This window comes from Paenibacillus sp. 22594, assembly GCF_052044425.1.
Taxonomy (GTDB): domain Bacteria; phylum Bacillota; class Bacilli; order Paenibacillales; family Paenibacillaceae; genus Paenibacillus_AQ.
This window is the reverse complement of record NZ_JBQENA010000008.1, coordinates 1-24,012: the sequence shown is the minus strand read 5'-3', so window position 1 is coordinate 24,012 and position 24,012 is coordinate 1. Positions and strand designations below refer to the sequence as shown.

General features: G+C 49.2%; 14 protein-coding genes and 1 rRNA gene. 2 read left to right on the top strand and 13 right to left on the bottom strand.

Annotated features, from left to right (window positions below; translation table 11 throughout):
• Positions 1 to 49 precede the first annotated feature (49 nt).
• The 3 genes from ACTJKB_RS22990 to ACTJKB_RS22980 are packed head-to-tail and all read right to left on the bottom strand — an operon-like array spanning position 50 to position 3,442.
• A complete protein-coding gene (locus ACTJKB_RS22990; RefSeq protein WP_074107942.1) occupies positions 50 to 919 on the bottom strand; it encodes a carbohydrate ABC transporter permease in 870 nt (289 codons plus the stop codon).
• Between the two features lie 19 nt (positions 920 to 938).
• On the bottom strand, positions 939 to 1,838 hold the full coding sequence (locus tag ACTJKB_RS22985; RefSeq protein ID WP_440836687.1) for an ABC transporter permease: 900 nt from the start codon (positions 1,836 to 1,838) through the stop codon (positions 939 to 941).
• A gap of 23 nt (positions 1,839 to 1,861) precedes the next feature.
• Positions 1,862 to 3,442 (bottom strand): extracellular solute-binding protein, encoded by a 1,581-nt coding sequence (locus ACTJKB_RS22980; protein ID WP_440836686.1) that lies wholly within the window; start codon positions 3,440 to 3,442, stop codon positions 1,862 to 1,864.
• Positions 3,443 to 3,757: 315 nt separating this feature from the next.
• Between ACTJKB_RS22980 and ACTJKB_RS22975 the strand changes: the two genes are divergently transcribed.
• Positions 3,758 to 6,079 (top strand): helix-turn-helix domain-containing protein, encoded by a 2,322-nt coding sequence (locus ACTJKB_RS22975; protein WP_440836685.1) that lies wholly within the window; start codon positions 3,758 to 3,760, stop codon positions 6,077 to 6,079.
• 64 nt (positions 6,080 to 6,143) lie between these two features.
• On the opposite strand, the gene ACTJKB_RS22970 is transcribed toward ACTJKB_RS22975, so the two are convergent.
• From ACTJKB_RS22970 to ACTJKB_RS22940, 7 genes are all read right to left on the bottom strand, one after another.
• Positions 6,144 to 7,811 carry a response regulator transcription factor gene (locus tag ACTJKB_RS22970; protein WP_440836684.1) on the bottom strand — a complete coding sequence of 556 codons (1,668 nt, stop codon included), beginning with the start codon at positions 7,809 to 7,811 and terminating at the stop codon, positions 6,144 to 6,146.
• The gene (locus tag ACTJKB_RS22965) at positions 7,789 to 9,555 is read right to left on the bottom strand and encodes a sensor histidine kinase (protein WP_440836683.1); all 1,767 of its coding nucleotides are present in this window, start codon (positions 9,553 to 9,555) and stop codon (positions 7,789 to 7,791) included. The genes ACTJKB_RS22970 and ACTJKB_RS22965 overlap by 23 nt, the downstream gene beginning before the upstream one ends.
• 96 nt (positions 9,556 to 9,651) lie before the next feature.
• The gene (locus ACTJKB_RS22960; RefSeq protein WP_440836682.1) at positions 9,652 to 10,539 is read right to left on the bottom strand and encodes a carbohydrate ABC transporter permease; all 888 of its coding nucleotides are present in this window, start codon (positions 10,537 to 10,539) and stop codon (positions 9,652 to 9,654) included.
• A gap of 17 nt (positions 10,540 to 10,556) precedes the next feature.
• Positions 10,557 to 11,462, bottom strand: coding sequence for an ABC transporter permease (locus ACTJKB_RS22955; RefSeq protein WP_440836681.1), 906 nt, complete (start codon positions 11,460 to 11,462; stop codon positions 10,557 to 10,559).
• A gap of 202 nt (positions 11,463 to 11,664) precedes the next feature.
• Positions 11,665 to 13,335 carry an extracellular solute-binding protein gene (locus ACTJKB_RS22950; protein WP_440836680.1) on the bottom strand — a complete coding sequence of 557 codons (1,671 nt, stop codon included), beginning with the start codon at positions 13,333 to 13,335 and terminating at the stop codon, positions 11,665 to 11,667.
• 197 nt (positions 13,336 to 13,532) lie between these two features.
• Positions 13,533 to 17,273: an alpha-L-arabinofuranosidase C-terminal domain-containing protein gene (locus ACTJKB_RS22945; RefSeq protein ID WP_440836679.1), complete on the bottom strand. Its 3,741-nt coding sequence runs from the start codon at positions 17,271 to 17,273 to the stop codon at positions 13,533 to 13,535.
• Between the two features lie 233 nt (positions 17,274 to 17,506).
• Entirely contained in the window at positions 17,507 to 18,469 is a 963-nt protein-coding gene (locus ACTJKB_RS22940; RefSeq protein ID WP_440836678.1) for a glycoside hydrolase family 43 protein, read from the bottom strand.
• A gap of 425 nt (positions 18,470 to 18,894) precedes the next feature.
• Here ACTJKB_RS22940 and ACTJKB_RS22935 point away from each other — a divergent pair, with 425 nt between their 5' ends.
• Positions 18,895 to 21,483 (top strand): beta-L-arabinofuranosidase domain-containing protein, encoded by a 2,589-nt coding sequence (locus ACTJKB_RS22935; RefSeq protein WP_440836677.1) that lies wholly within the window; start codon positions 18,895 to 18,897, stop codon positions 21,481 to 21,483.
• A 96-nt stretch (positions 21,484 to 21,579) separates the two neighbouring features.
• On the opposite strand, the gene ACTJKB_RS22930 is transcribed toward ACTJKB_RS22935, so the two are convergent.
• The 3 genes from ACTJKB_RS22930 to rrf all read right to left on the bottom strand — a co-directional run bounded on the left by ACTJKB_RS22930 (position 21,580) and on the right by rrf (position 23,861).
• Positions 21,580 to 22,071 (bottom strand): pyridoxamine 5'-phosphate oxidase family protein, encoded by a 492-nt coding sequence (locus ACTJKB_RS22930; RefSeq protein ID WP_440836676.1) that lies wholly within the window; start codon positions 22,069 to 22,071, stop codon positions 21,580 to 21,582.
• 134 nt (positions 22,072 to 22,205) lie between these two features.
• On the bottom strand, positions 22,206 to 23,558 hold the full coding sequence (locus tag ACTJKB_RS22925; RefSeq protein ID WP_440836675.1) for a sodium-dependent transporter: 1,353 nt from the start codon (positions 23,556 to 23,558) through the stop codon (positions 22,206 to 22,208).
• 186 nt (positions 23,559 to 23,744) lie between these two features.
• Positions 23,745 to 23,861, bottom strand: a 5S ribosomal RNA gene (gene rrf / locus ACTJKB_RS22920).
• Positions 23,862 to 24,012: the final 151 nt, after the last annotated feature.

Sequence of the window (24,012 nt, the reverse complement as noted above, 5' to 3'; positions counted from 1 at the left end):
TCGATTGGAGTATCTGAAAGGGAACCGTGAAGTCCCCCTGAAGCGAAGCTTACCCTTTCACTGAACCAATCATCGTTCCTTTCTCGAAGTATTTAAGCAAAAACGGGTACAGCACAAGCACGGGCAAGGAGCATACGATCACTGACGCCATCTTCAGACTCTCCGGTGCAGGAGGGATCAAATTGGTTGCCGTAGTGAACGGGTCCAGCTTATTTTCGATAAGAATCTGCCGGACGACTTGCTGGAGCACGAACTTCGACTGGTCGGTGACATACAACAGATTATCCATAAAGGCATTGATATGATGTACCAGCGACCAGAGTCCGATCGTCACCAGGGACGGAATAGAGAGAGGCAGTACGATGCGGAACAGAATCCGCATGTCCCTGGCCCCATCGATGCGGGCCGCTTCGATCAGCGCATCCGGAATGGACCGGAAGAACGAGAGCATTACCAGAACCTGGAAGGCGTTAGCTGCTGTTGGCAGCACATAGACCCAACGCGAGTCCAGCAGATGCAGCTCTTTGATCAGCAGATAATTCGGTACGATGCCCCCATCGAAGATCATGGTGAACAGTATGAGCATGATCAGCACGCGCTTCATAGGAAAATCCGGACGTGACAGAGGATAGGCGGCACAGACGGTAACGAGCAGCGTCAAGAGCGTTCCCACCACCATGCGGAACACTGTATTTGCATAACCCGACCAGATGAATGGATATTCCAGCAGCTCCCGGTACGCCCTCCATTCGAAGTCCCGCGGGAAAAAGTGAAATCCGCTCCGGAGCGCCTCTCCGCGTCCGCTAAAAGAAACCGCCGTAACATGGATGAACGGATACACGACGATCAGCGCGAGTAAAGATAGCACAAAATAGATGATAGCGGGTGTAATAAGATCCTGCCATTTTCTCGTCTTCATGACTGACTTCCTCCTACTCCTACCATAATCCATTTTCCCCCTTGCTCAGCTTCCTCACGGTCAGATTGGCACCCAGAATGAGCACAAGTCCCACGAGTGACTTGAACAAGCCGATAGCTGCTGTGTAGCTGTACTGGAACTGCTGCAGACCGACACGATAGACGTAAGTATCGATGACATCGCCTGTTTCAAAGGTGACCGGATTAAGCAGATTGATGATTTGTTCAAAATTAGCGCTTAAGAAACCGCCGAGACTGAGAATGAACATAATCGATATGGTAGGCATGATCGACGGAATATTGATCCGTATGATCCGCTGCCAGCGGTTCGCTCCGTCTATGATGGCCGATTCCTGAATCTCCGGGTTAATCCCCGACAAAGCGGCGAAATAGATGATGGAGCCCCAGCCCAGATCCTTCAGAATGGAGGAGCCTACGACAATGGACCGGAAATATTCCTTTTTGCCCATGAAGAAGATAGGCTCCTTTCCGAACCAGCCCATGATATCAGCCATAATCCCTGTAGTCGGCGACAGAAAATAGATGAGCAGACCCGACATGATTACCCAGGATACGAAATGGGGCAAATACATCGTCGTCTGAATGAATCTTTGGAAATACCGGGAGCGGACCTCGTTCAGCAGGATCGCCAGAATAATCGGAGCCGGAAATGCAAAGAGCAGCTGATAAAAGTTCAAAAGCAGGGTGTTTTTAAGAAGACGGTAAAAGTCGCTGCTCTGAAACAAATCCTGAAAATGCTGAAATCCCACCCACGGACTTCCCCAAATTCCATCCACAACCTTGAAATCCTTAAATGCAATGACCACGCCATACAGCGGACCATATTTAAAAACAATGAAAAACGCAAAGGCAAACAGAAACAGCGCCAATAATTCTCCATGCTTTCGTATGGTTTTCATCTTACACTCCCCTGAAACCCTATTTATTTTTTGAATTGAGCCTGATACATCTCATTGGCTTCCTTGGTCAATTCATCGCCGCCTCTGGATTTCCATTCTGCAACGAACTTATCGAAATCTTCGAGTGGAATTTCTCCGCTGATGATTTGAGCGAAATATTTCTGCATTAGTGAAGTCAGGTCGTTTTTGTATTTCCCGTCGGAGGGCAATGCCGAGAACAACAACGCATCCGTCTGTCTTGGAGCGGATGAATAGGTTTTGATTGCTTCATTCAGAGCCGGATTGGAATATTTCTCGCGGTATGCCTGGGTCGTGATATTGCCAAGCGAGAAGAGCCGGATGCCAGCCTGATCGCGTTCTTCCGCTTTCTCAAATCCAGCAAGGAACTTGGTGGCTCCTGCGGTTGCCCCGCTCTCCGTAAAATCCCAATGAGTCCCCTTCACTCCGAGATTGGTCATGTTGATGGTTTCCTCATCGCTGCTCTCTGCCTTCAGGATCTCGAACAGCTTGTTGAGCTTTTCCGGCTGATCCTTCACTTTGTTGCTGATAACGACAAAATTGCTCTTGACTCCCCAATCCCAAGAGCCGTCACCGCCTGGGCCCTTCGGATTCTTGGCAAATACCAGCTCCGAATTGGGATTCAAGGACTTCATTTCCGTCACAGTTGCCGCATCCGGGAGTGCGCCCTTGGCAATCTGCTCCTCGATGACCCCGATCCGGTTATTGTAGAGCTTTTTACGGTACGAGTCCTGGGTATCGGTGATAAATTCAGGGTCGATCACTCCGTCTGCGTACCACTGCCGCAGCTTCGCCAGTGCTTCCTTCGTCTCCGGCATGACAGAGCCGTTCATAATTTCCCCGTTCTTCTCATGCCACATGGTCGGTTCCACACCGTAAGCACCAAAGATCGAATAGAAGCCGGATGACCAGGTGGAGGTCGCTGTACCCGTCAGGCCGAAGGTATCTTTTTTGCCATTTCCGTCCGGATCCTTCTGTGCGAAGGCATAGACGGCCTTCTCGAATTCATCCAGCGTCTCCGGAGCCTTGGTTATGCCTACTTTATCAAGCCAATCCTTGCGCCAGAGCATCGCCAAATCATAAGGCTTCAGGTCGATAAACATAGGAATGGCCCAGAGCTTATCATCAATAGTAACGGTTTGGAACAGTGCTTTATTTTTCTCAATATCCTTGGAATACTCGGGCATCTTTTCCTTCAGCATGTTCGGATCCAGGCTCATCAGGACACCCTGATTCTGGTACGCTGCTACATTCGCGGGATCACCCAGCATGAAGATGTCCGGAACTTCACCGGAAGCAATGCTGGCATCGGTCACTTTCACCGGCTTAATCTTTACATTGAACTTCTCTTCCAGCCACTTCTGGACCTGAGAGTTTTCCACCACTCCAGGAGCCTGGAAATGGATGCCCCATGTAATTTCCACCGGGCTTGGTGCTGCTGATTCCTTTGTATTTGCGCTTGCACTGGCATCCGGTGCTGCCGCATTATTCCCGCCGTTACCACTGTTGCCGCAGCCAGCCAGCAGACCAGCTGCCAGCATGGCCGGCAGAACTGCATTGCCTAATTTCTTGAGCTTCATCTGCACATGTACTCCCCCTATATGAAAGAAATATGTTGACCGCTTCTGCTTCGGCTCCCGTAGTTGCTAACAGCCTTAAATGGTAGCGGTTACAACTTTTACGATAGCCTCCTCTGCTGCGGGATACAATCCTCTCTTTCAATTCTTTTTATGTTTTGGCCGCTTCTGTGGTTTGGAACGCGTTATGTTTTTCTCTTTTTTTAATGTTTTTCGGGCTTCCGCTTACCAAAATACTCATCTGTGATATAATCCCTCTATTAATGCATGTGTAACACGCACAATTATGTAAGCGTAACCATTCTGAAAAGTGGAGTGAGTCCTTTGCAGGGATACCGTTCGATCAAACATAATACGATGTTCGTCAAGCTGCTGCTTTCCTTGACCGCCATTGCCGTGATCACCGTCATTCTCATCTCCACGGTCACTTACTCGATTTCGGCAGACAACAGTATCCAGAACGCCATCGCATACAACGAATCGATCCTGACGCAGCAGCAGGAGTTGATTCACAAGGAACTGACCGCCATCAAATATGCTGCCACCGGTATGATCACGACCCAATCGTACCTGTACCATACGAACGGCAGCAAGTTAAGCGTCAGCTCCCTGATTGATTTATCAAGCTTTGTGGAGCAGCAGAAAAAGATCAGTCCTTATATCGATTCCATCTATTTATATTACGACCCTTTGGAGCTTATCCTGACATCGCGTCCCGAGATCAAGACCTCTCCCATCTCGACCTTTGCGGACAACTCCTGGCTGAACGTATGGAAGCAGCAGTCCGACAACCGCACGATTTGGATTACCGGAAGACAAGATGCCTTCGCACCGGACCACCCTGCAACCAGCCTGCTTCAAAAGATGCCATTAATCGGTCATGTGAACGGCGCCATCGTCATGAATCTGAAGCTGCAGCTGCTTTTTGACGACTATTTAAGCCATTACCATAATAAAAAAGGCGCCACCCTTGTATTGGGGCCGGATTCAGAGTTGCTCTATTCCGATTCGGAGGCCGGAGCTTCCCTGCTAAAACAGTTAGACTTCTCTAAGCTGACCAGCGGAAGCGGATTCTATATGGATGACTCCGACCAGATCGTCTCCTATACCACCTCAGAGCTGACAGGATGGAGATTTGTTGACATTACTGAGCGCTCCGTGCTCCTGCAAGGGATGGACCGGATCAAGTTCATTGTCATTATTGTAGCAGCGGTATACCTGTCTGCGGCAATCGCCATCTCCTTTTATTTGTCCAGAAGATTGTACCGGCCACTCCAGAGTGTGATCACCTATATCGGCGGTTCAGCAGCCGGTCAGCGGGATGGAACAAGCAGTCCTCTGCCTGAAGGTGATGAAGCCGGTTTCATCCGTCATATCTTTGATCAGCTGGGCCGAAACTGGGAGACACTAATGACAGAGAAGCGGAAGGTAGATTCCCTTCTCCTGGATAACCGTACAGCCATCAAGGAGAAGTATCTGAACGACCTCATCCAGGGCGGCAGTACGGATCAGGCGGCGGAGCTGCTGGGGCTCCGTCTGGATTTTAACCGGTTTGCCGTGCTGACTCTGGAACTCGAGGAGCCTTATCCAGTGAAAGGACCGGACAGCAGCCTTCAATTCCACCTGATGCGTTACGGCCTTATGGAGGAGCTGGGAGCCGATATCGACGGCGAGATTTTCGCCAAGGATGACAAGAGAACGGTGATTCTCTTTTCTGTTCCTCCGGAGGAGGACGATTTCCCGCTGGAGCAAGCCAAGAAGCTGAAGCAGCTTTTGCTGACCCGCTACAGTATGAATGCGACCATTGCGGTCAGCCGGATCTACAGCGGTGAAGAAGGGGTTCGTTCGGCATATGAGGATACCCTGGAAGCTCTGAGTCTGAAAATGTATATCGGCAAAGGCGAGATCCTGCCTTACGACATCCTCGGCGAATGGAAGTCAGAGGAGGAGGCTTATTATTATCCGTATGAACTGGAAACGAAGCTGCTGCAGGCACTGCTGCAGACGGACAAGGAGGAATGCTTCAGTGTCGTCCGGCAGATCACCCGGACCGCGTTGGTTAAGAAGCTGAGCAAAGCGAATATCCAGCAGCAGTTCTTCCAGCTGAGCGGGGAGATCATGAAGACCCTTGTCCAGTCACGGGGTGATATGCACGCAGTGTTCGGGGACAGACCCTCTTACGCCGATGTTCTGGCAGGTGCCGAGACACTGCCGGATATGGAGGAGTGCCTGCTGGATATGTGCGATAAGATCATCGCCTATCATAAAGAGAAGCGTTACAGGATGACGGATGTGACCCTGCAGCTGGCAACGGATTACATGGATGAGAACTTCAATAATAATATTTCCGTGGACACAGTTGCTGAATACGTACAGCGCAGCTCCTCTTACTTAAGCCGCATCTTCAAGGAGTCAACGGGGATGACCGTCAACGATTATTTGATCCAGCTGCGAATCAAACGTGCCATGGAGCTATTGAAACAGCTCGACCTTTCCATTGAGGTGATCTGCAAGGAGATCGGATATGCAAATGTAAGCTACTTCAATAAGATCTTTAAAGCCCGGACAGGGCTGACTCCCGGACAATACCGGCAGCAGGAGGCGGCAGACAGGCTGCTTGCCCAGGGAAAAGAGCAGGCGGAGTAATTACAGGTTCAGGCACCAAAAGAGGTGTTCCAAATGGATAGTTTGGAACACCTCTTATTCATCCTCAGATCCTTATTTTCCGTTGCTCCCGGAACTCCTGCGGCGTGCAGCCGGTTGTTTTTTTGAAGAAACGAAAGAAATAATGCTGGTCGCTGAAGCCAAGCCGGGCTGAGATTTCATGCATTTTCAAAGCTGTACCCAGCAGCAATTCCTTGCTTAACTCCAGCTTCTTCTCCGCGATATAATCAGAAAGGCTCTTTCCGGTTGCTCTTTTGTACCAGCGCGACAGATAAGACGGATTAAGCGATACTTCCTGGGCAATCCGGGTCAGGGACAGGTCATCGGATAAATGGAGTTTGATGTATTGATGAATCATAGACTGGATACTGGATTCATCCTGCCTATAGGTGGCTCTGCGATTGGCGACGATCCATTCAAAAAAAGAATGGAAGAAGGAGGTGACGGCAGTCCATGGTGTGTTGATATTAAAATGCAGTATTTGTGACAAGTCCTGTGCACTTAAAGCCTGTTCCATCAAACCCAGCTCCTGTACAAGCTCCAGCAGGGTGTTGCTGATCCCCGACAGCATTCTCCATTTTATTAAAGGATCTTCCGGACCGTCCTCTCCGGCCAGCTCCACCCACTTGCGAAATGAAATACTCCAATCCGAATTCCCTTCCAGCAGTCGTTGCTTTAAATATTCCAGCAGCAGCCCCGTAGACGCAAGCCGGGTCTGCATGAGATTCTGGATCGGCTCCGGTTCCATCGTGTCAACTTTCAACAGCTTTTCCATGCCCAGCCCCAGACTGTCATAACCGGCCAGCCTTAAACGGTTGAGAGTATAGTTCAGCTCATGCCAATCCACAGTATGAGTGCTGACAATGACGGATGTTGACAACTGAAGACAGGTGTTACAAGCCTGCTGAATGGATTCCATCATGCCATGAACGAAGCGGTGTGTCTTCAACCATGTCTCTTGACCTGACAATGTTGACAGTTGGCCTGACTTGGGCTGGACGAAACAGGCAATGGTCACGGGATCAAGATCGACCGCCTTGATTTCAGCCTTGTCCCCTAGCAGCTCCTCCGAGATGTTAGCCACCGCATAGCGGATCAATGTCCGGTCTGAGGGGGTTTCGTAATTCCCCCAGGCTTCAATCCTGATGATGATGGCCAGAATCGGATCTGAAGCCTGAAACGGTAACTGAATCGTATCGAATTCGTCCTGTAAAGACCTGTAATCGATCTTTTCAGTACGTCTTAGAATGTCATGCAGCAGCTGTTGCTGCAATTGGGGTAACGTGCGGGGCAGCTTGTCACGAAACCATTGCGCCCTGTAATTGTACTCCTCTTCTGAAGAGATCCGCTCCAATGCCACGGCTACAGAAGAACGGATCTTGTCCATTCCTTCAGTTTTTAACAAATAGTCAACAACACAAGGATTTCGGATGGCCTGGTGGGCATAATCAAATTCGTCATGTCCGGTGAGCAAAATGACTTTGCAGCGCGGCCAACGGTCCACGATCTCCCGGATCAGCTCCATTCCATCCATTCCCGGCATACAAATATCGCTGAGCACAATATCAATCCTGAGTGTGTTCAACCATTCTATCGCACTGTCCGCCGAATGCACTTTTATAATTTCCAAATCGGCGATATCAGCTTTCAAAAAAAACTCAACTAATCCATCCAAAATCACCGGTTCATCATCAACGATCATCATCCGCCGCATCGGTTGTCTCCCCTTCTCTCGGTATCTTGACTTTTACGCATAATCCGCCTAGCGTGCTTCGTTCAACCTGCAGTCCGTAAGGAGGTCCAAACCTGATGCGCAGTCTCTGATTTACATTTAACAACCCGGTGATCTCACTTTTGGTGATTTCTTGCCGGGACAGCTGCCGCTGCAAACGGGACAACGCTTCTTCAGTCAATGCATCACCGTTATCTTCAATGCGGATAGTCAGGGTGTCTTTCGTTTGTTCATATTTCATTCTAAGCAGGCCCCCGCTTGGCTTCTGCTGGAGAGCGTGTTCGAATACATTTTCAATAATAGGCTGCAGCAGTACACGGGGAACATGGATACGGCTGCAATCCGGTTCTATTTCATCAACTTCAGCCTGGATACGGGGACCAAAACGGATTCCCTGAATGGCGAGGTACACCAGCGCGTGGTCCAGCTCCTGCCGCAGCGTAACCTCTTGGGCAAAATCGCGCGTCATATAGCGGAAATACTGCCCCAGATAGTCAGAGAACTCTTTTATGAGCTCCACATTTTCCACTTCGGCCATCTGCTTGATGCTGAACAGGCTGTTATACAAAAAATGAGGGGTGATCTGGGATTGCAAATGCTTCAACTCTGCTTCCCCGGTGCGGATACGCTGTACATAGTTTTCTTCAATCAATGTATGCAGGCGCCGGAGCATATCGTTGAACCGCGTATACAAATATCCGAATTCATCTTTGCGGGAATGGGTAATATGCAGCCCAGTCTGCCCCTGCTCCGCCTTCTCGAACCCCCTGATCAATATGGATATTGGACGATGGACCGCTCTGAACGACCATACCGAGAACATAAGGACAATGATCAGTGACAAGAGTGTCAAGAGCCACATCATCAAGGTAAATATGCGAATCGGCTTCTGTAGAATCGAATTAGGAATACTGGCAGTCAGCCTGAAATGATCGCCGCGGTCATACAGAGAATAATGAAAAGAATCATTCATCTGATAGCGCTGCACACTGACTGTTTCTTCTTCAGGCAGCCGTTCCGGATTTGGAACAAGCTCAGGTGCGGGCTCCGATGTCGAAAGAACATACTCGTTATTGTCGCCGAACACCAGGGTGATATTGCTTCCTCCGGACACTGCGAACTCCTTCAGCCGCAACTCCAGCTCGGGATTGGACAGCTTAATGCCCAGCAAAAAATTGGGCGGCACCTTTGGGTCCAGATTAAACGGATTCCGGCGCAGCACATACAACTCGTCCTTATAGACAGAGACCTGACCGCCCAAATTGCCCATAGTGTCGGCGAGACCCTGCCAATCCTGCTGTGTGACATCCCGGACGCCCTCCTGAACACTGACTTCTTTATTGATCTCAGGCAGAAAATATACCACATCGGCTATGTAAGGGCTGGTTTCCCTGATCTGCCTCAGCTTGGTGAAGATATTGTTCAAGTTATTGTCCACTTCATACTGGCTCATAATTGGCAGGCGGGCACTTAAGGAAGCCAGAGTATCATCAATAGAATATTCCGTAACCAGACGGGTGATTCTTTGAAGCTCAAATTCAAGATGACTGTAATAAAAGCGCAGCTTCGACTCATTTGCCCTTTCCACTTCCGCCTGCATTTGATTCGAACTGTAGAAGGTAATGGAGATACCCAGAACATACAGCGGCAGCACAACCAGCAAAAAGGCAACCAGGAGCTTATGAACAATAGAGTGGCGGTTCCAACGAAGTATACTTGATTTCATTCAATAATAATCCTTTACAGTAAAGTGTGATGCAGGTACTCCCTGACATTCCAAAGAAGGAGCCGGCGGCGGCTCCCTCTCTGATCTAAATACACTTTAACCCTTTACGCTGCCTACGACCAGCCCGTGCACAAAATACCTCTGTAAAAACGGATAAATCGCCATAATCGGCAGAATGGATAAAAATATCTGAGCAGCCTGCGTCGTACGGTCCGATACCTGATTCAGCAGGGCTGCTTCCTCAAGCGTTACATTCTCCATCGAAGCCGTTACCTGTTGAAGAATAGACTGCAGATAGGTGGCCAGCGGATAATGCTCCGGGCTCCGCATATAGATCATTCCGTCAAACCAGGCATTCCAGTGGCCAACGAGTGCAAACAGCGTCACTGTAGCAATGCTGGGCATAGACACCGGCAGATAGATGTTCCACAAGGTCCGCAGGTGGCCGGCGCCATCCATCCAGGCCGCTTCTTCCAGCTCTTTCGGCAGCCCCCTGAAGAAATTCAGCATCAGCAGCACATTGAAGATCGGGACGGCTCCGGGAATGACAAGTGCCCATACACTGTCCAGCAGATGCATCTCCTTAACGATCAGATAACCGGGAATCAAGCCGCCGCTGAACAGCATGGTGAATACAAAAATCCATGCATAAACGGTCCGCGAGCGGAACACCGAAGCCTCTTTTGACAAGGGGTAGGCTACCAGAACAGTAAACAACAAGTTAATAGACACGCCCAGTACCACTCTAAGCAGGCTGGTTCCGAAGGAATGGATGAACTGGTTGTTTTCCAGCATGTATCGATAAGAAGAGAATGTGAAGTCTACCGGCCAAAAGGTGACCCGGCCGGCGCTGACCGCCGTACTTGAACTGAAGGAAATTGCCAGCACATTGACTATCGGAAAAAAGCAAAGGACCGCGAGCAAAGCTAGAAACACATAATTCATACGGAGAAACCAACGATACGGTTTGGATGTGAATTGCATAGGTTGTACTCCTTCTCCTAAAATATCCGGTATTTAGCGAAACGGTATGCCAAGTAATAGCCCAGACCGATAAAGACAAACGAAACTACGGATTTAATTAAGCCAAGGGCCGTAGATACTGAATACTGCGCATCCTGAAGGCCGATCCGGTAAATCATCGTATCCAGAATGTCTCCCGATGAGTAAACCAGCGGATTATAGAGATTGAACACTTGATCAAATCCCCCATTCAGGACATTCCCCAAGCTAAGGGTCAGCATCAGAATCATAATCGGGCGGATCCCGGGCAGCGTAATATGCCAAGTCTGCTTCCACCTGCCGGCACCATCGATAATTGACGCTTCGTACAATGAGGTGTCGATGCTGGTCAACGCGGCCAGATAGATGATGGTTCCGAAGCCGAATTCCTTCCATTGGTCTGTTATGACCAGAATATATGGAAACCAGTTATTGTCCGCCAAAAATTGAATCGGCTGCATCCCCAGGCTCTTGAGCAGCATATTAACGATCCCGGAGCTGGGGGACAGCACATCCACAACGATGCCGCCAAGAATGACCCAGGAAAAAAAGTGCGGCATATATATAATCGTCTGTATTGAACGCTTGAATCCGTTAACGCGGACTTCGTTGAGCAGCAATGCAGTGATCACCGGCACCGTCAGGCCAGCAAAGATTTTCATGACGGAGATGAACACCGTGTTCCATACCACCGTGCTGAAACCAGGCAGATCAAACAAGTATCTGAAATTGTCCAACCCGTTCCATGTAATATGTTTAAAGCCTGCAATCGGGGAAAAATCCTGAAACGCAATGACAAGTCCCGCCATCGGGATATAGCTGAAGATGATGACTACAATAAGTGCCGGCAATATCATGACATGCAGCGGGATGTTGCGTATGAACTTTTTGGTATTAAAATGCATCTCTGTCTCCTCCTTATATTCTAAATTATAGAACACTCTAAAAGGACGCTGACAGTGGAGCCTGTTGACCTTTGGTATCTTTTGTTGACCTGTTCACAGGGATTTCAGGGCGCCGGAAGAGTCCATACAAATGACGGGACCGCCGCATCGCCATTCTCATGACTAATGGACAGTCCCGTCATTCGCGGCCACGCAGGCCAGATTAGTTGCCTTTTACCACTTCATTCACTTCTTTGGTAATTTCATCGCCGCCAAGCTTTTTCCAGTCGGCCACAAATTTGTCAAAGGCATCAACCGGCAGATTGCCGTAGATAATTTTCACAAAGGTTTCTGCACGGAGCTTATCCAGTGTTGCCTGTTTGCTGTTCATCGTTTTGGTTGGTGCATAGATGAACTCATTCATGACGATCAGTTTATTATCACGATAGTACTTGATTACTCCCTGCGAACTGAGTGGTCCAAAGATCCGTTCCATATTCCATTTATCGAGATTGCCACTGCGGTAATCCAAGATATCCTGGTAGAACAATTTGGCTTCCAGCCCCATTTTGGAAGTATCCTTTGTTTTCAGCGCCTGCTCCACTTCATCCTGTGCCTTCACGTTTTTGTTCGGAGGCAGGTTAGACACGGTTGCGTTTTGGAACCCGAGACCTGTCTCACCGTTCAGATAGCTGGCACGTTCCTTGGTAGCCGACTCGCCGAACATTTTTTCCGCCTGGAAGTTAAGCAATTTGATTAACGCCTCGGGATGCTCATACCCTTTGCGGATGGCGAATACACCGCCGATGCCCAGGTGATTCTGTGTTTTGGCCGGTTGATCATCGATGGATTGTACAGGGTATGGAACCCAGTTCACATTTTTATCTTTTTTGACCATATTCATAACCTGGAAAGGAGCCCATTGCGGTAAAAACATCATTCCGGTTTTACCCGCGTTGACATCCTCCATGGCTTTAGCGAATTCTTTCACGCCGAATTCGGGATCCAGGACGCCTTCTTTGTACAGCCGCTGCAGCTCGGCCAAGCCTGCCTTCACCTCAGGCTGGGTCGTACCGTTGACAATCTCGCCCTTCTCATTTTTGATCCAGGTTTCCAGATAGGCATGGTAACCAAGCAAGAATGCATTGATCGGCAGATCCTTGTTCATAAATATGCCGTAAGTGTCCTTTTTACCGTTGCCATCGGGATCTTTAAGGGTGAAGTCTTCTGCGATCTTGATAATATCCTGCATCGACTTTGGTTCCGCCAGGCCGAGCTTATCAAGCCAGTCTTTGCGGATCCACACCATATCCGAAGAGTCTAGAGAACCGCCGAAGCTGGTTAATGCATACAGCTTATTATCCTTCGTAACCGGCTTCAGACCCGCTCCGTCTTCTTCCTGATAATATCCCTTGACCAGGTCAGAAGCATATTTATCAAAGTACGGGGTCAAATCTTCCAGCATCCCCGCTTCATGCAATTGCTCAAACTGCACCATATTGACCTTTAACAGATCCGGCAAGTCCCCGCTTGCCATAGTAACATTCATTTTCTCATCATAGTTGGCACCGGGTACGATCCAGTCGTAGGATACCTTGATGCCAAGCTCATTCTCGTAACCTCTTGTCCAGACATTGTTGGAATATGTATCGCCCTCGCCCAGGGTTTCTTTTCCGGTCTCGGCCATTGTGGAACGCAGCTTGACCGGCGGATCATATTTGGTTAACGGCCCGCCTTGCATTTCGGTCGGGGCCGTGTTGTCCGGTTTGGCTGCAGCATTATTTTTGCTGCTGTTATCACTGTTTCCACTGTTTCCACCGGAGCATGCACTGAGAACCAGCGAGAAAACAATCGCTGTGGCCAGCACCGGCAATGCTTTATTATTTTTTTTCATCTGATGAACCTCCCTTGTTATTTACAATCTCATTATAGTAAGAAAGCGTTAACAACGGCGAGTGGTATCCTTTTACATTCTGTATCTTTTCTTTACCTGTTCCTAAGACTTTTTAGATCATCCTATAGCAAACATGAAAAAAGGAGCCGCCCTTCCGTCAATGATGACAGGAGGACAGCTCCCCGTTGGAATCAGTCTTACCCTTTCAGATGGAGCACCAGTACATTTACCGAGTTGGCCGGCAAATTCAGGACGATGCCATTGTTGTCTAAGGAGACCTTGCGCTCGCTAGGTATCACCCGTTCATCGTCTCTTTTGTTGACATTAGGCAGATGCACAAGCGAAGCATCCCCTGTTAGGCTAACCAGCTTCGCAGCCGTCTCCACATGCACATCATGCAAGTTAAGCTGCGTTGTCTTGTCCACATTGTCGGCGTTAACAAGCTTCACATAGATATGCTCTGCGTCTTTCGTCACCGAGCTGAATATCTCTCTATTATAGGCTTCCAGCTTATAATCCAATATTCTGCTGGTCACCTTGCCATCCGTGTAGGAGCAAATTAGCCGGTCACCGGTACCGCCGCCATAATTCAGTGTAATGGTATACTCGGTGTTGTCTGCAAGCTTTTCATATTGAGCCGCTCTTAAATTGCCTGCCGCCGTGCTGGAAGAATAATCACCCAAGGTGTAGCCTTCTATCCCTTGCTTGTACACCTTGACGCCGGTGGCGTCGCCCCCATAACCGATTGCATATTCAATGACATCTTTGTTTCCCGGAGCGATATCCGTCAGGCCGGCCCCCACATAGAAGCCATCTTCGCCCGCAAGCCTTGAAGCAACAACCTCCATTTTGTAATCGGCCCATTCATCATTCAGGATGTATAATCCGTTCAGCCCGCCCGTTTGAGCTTTCAATACAAGTCCCTCGCCCGCCCGGATAACAGAACCCGCAGAACCGGGAATGACCTGCCATGCCGGGTCCAGCTGCTGCGTAAAGTCCTGGTTCAAAAGCACGCTGCCGTCCTGGTTGGAGGTTACAGTCACACGTTTTACGACGATTTCGGCGTTACCTGCTGCAATCTCGATTCCACCGCGGGGAACAAGTTCTGTAGGCTTCCCGTTTCTGTATGTTGAAAAGGAGGTTTTCAGCACCTTATCGCCCAAATATTTGGCAAATAGCTGCTGTACATAGTAGTTCGGTGTATACCATACGGTTTCGTCGTCGAACCAGATGCAGTCAGGGGTCCATCTGTAGGTTCCATCTGTCAGCACTTTATTGAACAGCGGCGCGTAGGCGGAAAGAAGTACGACATCGGCGTTGTTCTCAAATCCGGTCATGATCGCCGCCTCCGCTACAGCACCGGCCAATGTATTTTTATCTGTAGATGCATATTCCCCTACAAACACCTTAGAGGTTTCATTCCAGTTCATGCTTCCGTCCGCATGGCTGGCTCTGTAGTAGTAATTGTAACGATCAACATTGTTCAGCAAATACTCGTTGGAACGGTAGTAGTGCTCATCTGCGATGGTATCCATATAGTTTTGTTGTTGTTCATACCAGGTGACGGTTTCTTCAATCACTTCATGACCATCGGCAAAAGCAACCTTGGCCGACCCTTCCAGATTTCCGCTCAAAAATTTCCAGCCCTGCTGATAGGCATCATCATCCGCCTGAGCGCCGACTGTCGAGATGATGTGCAGCTTATGGCCCGGATAGTTCTGCTCCATGTATTCGTCGATAGAGGTTTTGAACACTTCAAAGTTGGCAAAAAACTCTGTGCCCCAGTTTTCGTTGCCCACGCCCAGATAGCGCAGATCAAACGGCGCCTCATGGCCCATTTTTTTGCGCATGGCGGCCCATTCGTTGCCCGCAAAATCCATACTGATAGCAAAATCGATCAGATCCGTAAAGTTCTTGATGAAATACTCGCGTAATTTGCCACCGGCCGGATGGGCATAATCCGAGCGGGCCTGACACAGCACACCGCAAGCCATAACCGGGAGCGGAGTTGCATTCAGATCCTCAGCCAATTGAAAATATTCCATATAGCCCAGCCCCATAGTCATCATGTAGCCCCAGACGTTATAGTTCTCCTTGCGAAGCTCGATGTCTCCCACGGAATCCTTCCAGTCATACACGTTCTCCCAAATGAAGGAGCCTTCGGAGATACAGCCGCCCGGAAAGCGCAGGAATTTCGGATGCATCTCAACCAGCGCGTGGACCAGATCTTTTCTTAACCGGTAATTCGGGTTGCCCAGATAATTCGCATGTGCCGAAGCAGACTTCGCCTCTTCCCCCGCGCCCCATACATCCTGCGGCATCAAAGAGACCATATCAATGGAGATTTCACCGGCAAAAGTGAGTGCCAGCTGGCCCAGAACTGTAGCCGATCCCGTCAGCACCACCTTGGTCTCCACCCCATATTTCTTCCATATGCCGCCGCCTTCCACTTGCACGGTTACAGTGTCACTGACAGCCACCCCGTCCTGCGCCTGCAATTGTACCGTTATTGTACCCGCAGTTTCAGCCTTGGCCCATAGGGTGAATTCATATTTGGCACCCGTCCGGATGGCCATCGCACAGTGCTGATTGGAATCGGCAAAACCTCTGTTCCGAATAGTCGCCCCGTCAGCCACCTTCACATAATGGGAATTGACATCCTTGTCCGGAACCTTCAGGAATTCATTGAGACCGCCGCTGCTCTGAGGAATCATCTGTTCTACGTCCCCGGACCAGGCGAATAAAGGCTCCCGGTTCCGGCCGGTAGAGCAGCCGCATTCGCCCGAAGCATGGGAATAGGTGTCAAAAGCAAAAGACTCAAAGGACCGGTTCTGCACCAGCTCCGCGTAAATCCCGCCGTCGGCTGCATTGTTGATGTCCTCATAGAACAAGCCGTACAGCACTTCGCTGACATCCAATATTTCCTGGTTGCCGTGTACATTCAAGGTGTAAGGCGGCAGATTCGGCGGAATGACGGATACCTCAAATGTTTTCCGGGCAGAGCTTAAGCCTTTGCTTAATCTGGCGGTAAGTGTTACTCCATAGGCAGAGTTAATGTTCTGTATACGGCCCTGGTTAGAGAGCACCTCCGGGTGGCTGGATTCCCACGCCGCTTCTACCGTTCCACCCAGCAAGTGCGAGGGTAGAGCAAGGTCGTGGGCCACAATGGTTGTCGGCAAGAACAGGTACTTGCCTGCGGCAAGCTTCACGATCTCTTCATCCGTTAATGAATCGCACATCACTTCGATCACTTTGTCTGCGGACAAACCGGCCTTATAGATTCTGAAATCCGCCAGGGAACCGGCAAAATCGTCATCTGCAGCATACTGGGAACGGCCGATAAAATTGCTGCTGTAATTGGACGAATCGGTTAACGTCCCGAACCAGCGGCGAAGCTGAGCATAATTGCCGCTGGTGGTCTGGCTAATAGAGCCGTCGGCGACCGTTTCACCGTTCACATATACAATGGGTCCTGCACTGCTTAGCTTGCCGTCCTCCGTACCGATGATGGACAGAGCGATATGTATCCACTCGCCTCCGGCAAACCCCCGGCCCGGATCAGCGACCAGGTCCATCCCCGCAGACAAGGTTCCCCGCAATTGGCGGGTCAGGAACACAGACGGTCCCGTCTCCCCGTTACCAAAGTCAAAAATCCGTTCCCACACGCTCGTACCCTTGCCAAAGTTCACCCAGGCTGCAACCGTTATACCGGTGTTGTCGTTCACTCCTTCAAGCAGATCGGATGGCAACTGAATAAAGGATGAACCATTCCGTCCTCCTGCAAAGGTCACAGCGCTTCTTCCCCCAACTATAGACACCACTGGCGGCAGCGTGCCGCTAGCCATCCCGTGATTGTCGTGACCCGAGCTGTCATTGCTGACATTCTCTGCATCCTCAAATCTGTAATGGGCAATTAATTGCTCATGAAAAGCAGCCATATTATGCATTCTCCTATTCTTTTAATTAATAAAAATATAAATAATTTAATAGAAATATAAACTATACTTATCCTACCTTGTCTGCCCTCTATTTATCAAGTCTTTCTTGCAAATAGAAAGGGTATCGCACCCGTAACCATGACAATAAGGCTGCCGAGATGTTCTCGACAGCCTTACCGGCCCTGCGGGCACATGGATGCGGTTTGTTCATTCTGCCTTGAAGCCGATAAGCGTTATCTCCTGTTATCCTTCACAGGCACCTCAAAATCAGGTGTACCGTTTTCATTCCACCGGAAATGCTGAACCCTTGTATGGCGGTTCGGATCATATAACGGATCGCCCGTGATTTCCTTGTAATTCCGCGCGTGGTAGACGATAACATCCCGGCCTTCCTCATCTACCGTAAAACTGTTGTGCCCCGGTCCATATTGTCCGTTCTCCTCCGTAGTATGGAATACCGGTTCAGGATGCTTCGTCCATGAAGCAGCATCCAGCAGATCCCCGTCCTCGTCTGCCTCCAGCAGCCCCATACAATAATTGTGATCGGTGGCACTGGCCGAGAAGCTGATGAAAATCCGGCCGTTCCGCTTGAGAACGGCTGCTCCTTCGTTGACTTTGAAGCCGATAATCTCCCATGGATGCTCAGGAGTTGATATCATGGTCTGCTTGCCGCGCAGTGTCCAGGGATTGCTCATTTCAGAGATATACAGGTTGGAGTTGCCTTCAATTCCGGGATCTTTCTGCGCCCACACATAATACAATACACCCTTGTGTTGGAACGTTGTGGCATCCAAAGCAAAGGATTCCCAGGCTGTCTTCACCTGCCCTTTCTCCACCCAATCCCCTTCCAGCGGATTTACTGATTCATTCTCCAGTACGTACATGCGGTGGTCGAACAGTCCTTCGTTCGTTTCAGTTGTATGAGCCGCCGCGAAATAAATGTACCACTTGCCGGCAATGTAATGAATTTCCGGCGCCCAGATATTGGCGCTGAGTGATCCTGAGGCATACTTGCGCCAGGCCACAACCGGCTGCGCTTCAGCCAGGCCTTCCAATGTCCGTGAACCTCTCACTTCAATCCGGTCATATTCAGGAACCGAAGCTGTGAAATAATACCATCCGTCGGTATGCTTGTACACCCAAGGATCGGCACGCTGCTCCACCAGCGGATTGGTAAACGTTCTGTTTGCAGGCATATGATCTCTCCTCTTTGCTATGAGCTAGCCGCTGCATTTATAACTGTTTTACCCCTGACCTCTTCGGCGGGGCGTTCCTGTGTAGCGTACTGCCATTTATGCAATTACCAAATTAGCACAGCAATACTTTTATGTAAATATGAATTTATTTAGTTTTATATAAAATCAAATATATAAAAGCATGATAATACCAAATAAATCATCAAAATAATGACCCATCACCTGAAATGAGTGTATATTAGTATAATGTATTTATATATACATTTTTTGATTTACTAAAGATTAAACATAACCCGTTTGCAATTTTGAGAAATCTACCCTTTTGACACATATTCAAACCTTGCTCTATTTACGTCTGGCGCCTATAAATTATAAGCTTTAAGTGCAAAACGGCCCAAATAATCTAATTCTAGGAGAGCAAAAATATGACCTTAGGCAACAACCCGCTCCTGACAACGGAACAATCACCTATCCTTCCTTTCCCCATGAATCAGGTCACGCTTACCGACCCTTACATGGTTAATGCCTTATCCAAAGAAATTCTTTATCTCAAAAGCTATGATCCCGACCGTCTGCTGGCCGGCTTCCGCGAAAATCGGGGGCTCCCTCCCAAAGGGGAAAAATACCCCGGTTGGGAAAATACCGAAATCAGAGGACATACACTGGGGCATTATCTGACCGCGATAGCCCAGGCTTATGAGAACACCGGCAGCAGCGGACTTCTGAAACGTCTGGAATACATCATCGGTGAGCTGGCGGAATGCCAACTGGAGAACGGTTATCTGTCCGCTTTTCCCGAGACATTATTTGATCATGTGGAGAACAAGCAGCCAGCCTGGGTTCCCTGGTATACCATGCACAAAATCATCGCCGGTCTGGTCACTGTCTACCGTTCAACCCGTAATACTGCAGCATACAGCATAGTGTCCGGGCTCGGCGAATGGGTGTACCGGCGCGTCTCCAACTGGTCGCCTGAAATTCAGGAACGGGTACTCTCGGTTGAATACGGAGGAATGAATGATTGCCTGTATGATCTGTACAAGATTACGAAGAACGACCATCATTTGTATGCGGCTCATATGTTCGACGAACTTGCATTGTTCACCCCTGTCCGTGAAGGCAGAGATATTCTCAAAGGCAAACATGCTAATACGACGATTCCGAAGTTTCTCGGGGCATTGAACCGCTATCTCATACTGGGAGAAGGAGAACGTTTTTATCTGGAAGCTGCGGTGCAGTTCTGGGATATGGTTGTCAATCACCACAGCTATATTACAGGCGGGAACAGCGAATGGGAGCATTTCGGCGATCCGGATATTCTGGACGGGGAACGCTCCAACTTCACAGCCGAAACCTGCAACACCTACAATATGCTGAAACTCACCAAAGAACTGTTCAAGCTTACCGGGGACATCAAATATGCGGATTTCTACGAAAACACGTTCATCAATGCCATTCTTTCTTCACAGCATCCTCATTCCGGCATGACGATGTATTTTCAACCCATGGCGACAGGTTATTTCAAGGTGTACAGTTCTCCGTTCGACCACTTCTGGTGTTGTACTGGCACCGGCATGGAGAGCTTCACCAAGCTGAATGACAGCCTTTATTTCCACCGGGGCAACAGCATCTACGTCAATCAATATGTCAGTTCTACCCTGGTGTCGGAAGCGCACCGGATCGAGCTGGAGCAGGAGGCCAACCTCCCTTATAAGGATACAGTCACATTCACTCTGTGTACCTTGGACAGTCAAGCGACCACACTAGAGCTGCGTTTGCGTATACCAGATTGGATCGCCGGGACGATGAACATTCAATTGAATGGAAATACAGTAGCTTTCCGGACAGAGGGCCGATATGCTGTGCTGGAGAATGACTGGAAGGGCGGTGACAAGCTAAGCGTTCAATTCCCGATGAAGCCGTTCTACCGCACACTGCCCGATGCAGCGAATGTGGTAGCTTTCAAATATGGACCGGTGGTGCTCAGCGCCGCATTGGGAATAGATGATCTGACACAGTCGGCAACAGGAGTGGCAGTCAGCGTGCCAACGAAAAATATGCTGGTAAAGGATTTCATCACACCGTCGCACGGGAGCATCAGCGATTGGCTGGATCACTTCGAGGAGCATTTTATACGTAAAAATGGAGATCTGGTCTTCGTTCTGCGTGGCACGGATGAGGACGGAAGGTTGGAATTCACACCACATTACAAGCAGCATGAAGAACGCTACGGCATCTATTGGAAGCTTGTCGAGACGGATTCCAGGGAGTTACAGGAGCATATTTGGCATGGGAAACAGGATCAGACGATCCGGGAAGCCACCATTGACAGTCTGCCGGTTGGCAATGATCAATACGAGCTTGAGCATGGCATCCAAGGGGAGAACACTACGGTTGCCGTCTGGGATGGCTATACCCTTAGACAAGCAGAGAATAACGGCTGGTTCAGCTACCGGCTGAAAGTACTCCCTGAGCAGGATAACTATTTATCTGTCACCTACTTCTCCGGCAACAACGGCAAAACGATTGATATTTATGTAGATGGCGAACTGCTGGCCAGCGATACATTGATGACTGATAAAGTGCGGGCCTTCTATAATAAGCGATACCTCATTCCGGCAGGGCGGATAAAGACTGCCACCGAGGTAGCGGTCAAATTTGTCATTCCGGGGCAGATGAACGGAATTTTCGATCAGCTGCGGATGATGACAAGCTACAGCAGTAATGCCGAGCTGGCCGAGCTGAACTTTGACGCAGGCAGCCTCTCCAGGGCGTTCACCACCGATCATTCCGACTATACTCTGACTGTGGGCGCAGGTACACCAGCGGTGCGGATGCATGCCAACCCTTCGCACAAAAATGCCCTAGTCTATGTCAATGACATTCTGATCGAGGATACATTGCCTAGAACTGTGTTCCTTTCCAATCCAATTACGAATGTGCAAATCAGTGTCACAGCGGAAGATCTGGAAGTGGTGAAGAAATACAAAATTACGATTATTAAACCAGCCTAGAGAATAGATTAGGTAATAATGAAACACCGGCCTGCCGGGCAGTATTACTGCTCCGGCAGGCCGGTTATTTTTATGGAGAGAATTAGAATAGCAAGCCTACTTTAATTCGATGGTCTGGTTAAGATTCGACCGCTCCGTATCCTGGTTCGTTATTCGTTTAAACAAATACGTCGCCTTCTCGGCCAGGTTACCGCTCTTCCAATATTCAGCCGCTTCGGCTTGCACCTGGATCAGAATTACCTCAGGGTCATCATAGCTGGTTTGCAGAAAAGCATCATACCCCGCATTCCAAAATTCTTTTTTCTTGTCCAGATCCTGAACAAGCTTGGCCGTCCCACGAATTGAGACATAGGATTTATCAGCGTATACAACGTTAACTCTCGGATCATGATGGATTTCCCCGAACTTGCTGGTGTCCTTCTTGGTAAGGAACCATAAATCTCCGTCGAACTCAACCTCCTGGGTCTTCATGGGGCGGGATACCAGTCCCTCTGCTGATATGGTAGTGAACATTGCGGTATCAATACCTTTGATTAGCTCTCTAACCGTCTCAACAGCTTCCTTGTGACTTTTGTTTGAATCAGACATGCTTATCGCCTCGTTTCTTCCGGGTTAAGGAATAGGTTATCCAAACACATACCAAATATTAATCGAAATACATTAAAAAAACCCTACAACCCCAAGGGGCGTAGAGTTCATTGTCCATTCCGCAGATGTTTGAATTAGAAATTAAGAATCCCTGAGGTATGGAGCAGCACCAGAAACACCAGAACCGGCGCAACATACCGGAGCATGAACAACCAGACACGGAACCAGCGAGCTTGTAATCCGGCTGCTTCAGCCGCTCCTTTCCAGAAATATCCCGCAAAAATAGTGATCAGCAGACCACCGAGCGGAAGCATAATGTTAGAAGTGATGAAGTCCATCCAGTCAAACAAGGCTTTGCCCCCAAAAGTAAGCTCAGGGAACATTCCCAGCGACATCGCTGAAGGAATACCCAGCAGGAAAAGGACTAGAGACAATATCCAAACCGAACGTTGACGGCTCCAGTTCCAGCGCTCCATCGCGAAGGATACAGGCACTTCAAGCAGAGATACGGCCGAGGTCAGAGCAGCAATGGCCAGCAGGATAAAGAACAGACCGCCGAAGAACGAACCGAATGGCATCGCAGAGAATGCCGCCGGCAGAGCGATAAAAATCAGCGAAGGCCCTTGATCGGGAGCAATGCCAAACGAGAACGTCGTCGGGAAAATAATCAATCCGGCTATAAACGCATACAGCAAATCTCCGGCACCTATCGCAAGCGCAGCGGTTCCCAGCGACTGTTTTTTATCCACATATGAACCGTAAGTCAGAAGAATCCCCATTCCGAGCGACAACGAGAAGAAGGCATGTCCCAAGGCGACCAGGGCGGATTCCGCCGTCAGCACCGAGAAGTCTGGTTTGAGGAAAAAGGACACTCCTGCGTTTGCCCCCGGAAGGGTTACGGCACGAATCATGAGTACAATGAGGAGAACGACCAGGCCGGGAATCAATACTTTGTTAAATTTCTCAATCCCTCCCGACACCCCAAGGATGACTACACCCGCTGTAATCAGGATAGCCACACCCTGCCAGACAATCGGCATATACCCTGAGATAAAGGAACCAAATTCACCTGCGTAGTCACTAGTGCTGAACAACTGTCCATTAAAAGAAATCAACGCGTAGTTCAGCGTCCAGCCTGCAACAATAATATAAAAAGAAAGGATTAGAAAAGGCGCCACTACTTGCAGAATTCCGGCCGCTTTCCAGCCTTTCCCGCCTCCGGCACGAATGAAAGAAGTCGCCGCACTTCCCCGTCCGCTGCGTCCGATGGCCAGTTCGGCCAACAGCACCGGCAAGCCAATTAGCACCAAACAGACGATGAAAAGAAGAAAGAAAGCCGCCCCGCCATTTTCTCCTGTAATATAAGGAAATTTCCACATATTCCCCAGACCAACTGAACTGCCGATGGCTGCGAAAATAAAACCGCTGGAAGAAAAACGTTCTTCCTTCTCCGTAAGCAGGCTTTTTTCACCTTTAGATTGATTCATTTACTCATGCCCCTTTTTCTCTTTTAGCCTTCATTATAGCTTAAGTTCCCCTGCGAGTCTTATGGGAATTTCTGAATTCACTAATCATTATCATTTTTTCTGTATAAAAACTCTAAATTTTCAGAGGTGCTTTTCCATTTCACTAAAACAAAAAACCACTGCTAATTATTCAGCAGTGGTTCATGTGCTTGGCGGCGTCCTACTCTCCCAGGACCCTTCGGTCCAAGTACCATCGGCGCTGGAGGGCTTAACGGTCGTGTTCGGGATGGGTACGCGTGGAACCCCTCCGCTATCGCCACCAAACGGGCATTTACAGCGTAAATGCTTCAGGAACCTTGATTCCTGAAAACTGAATCCGAAACGAATCTGCGTTCTTCGAAATATTGGATAAGCCCTCGACCGATTAGTATTGGTCAGCTCCATGCATTGCTGCACTTCCACCTCCAACCTATCT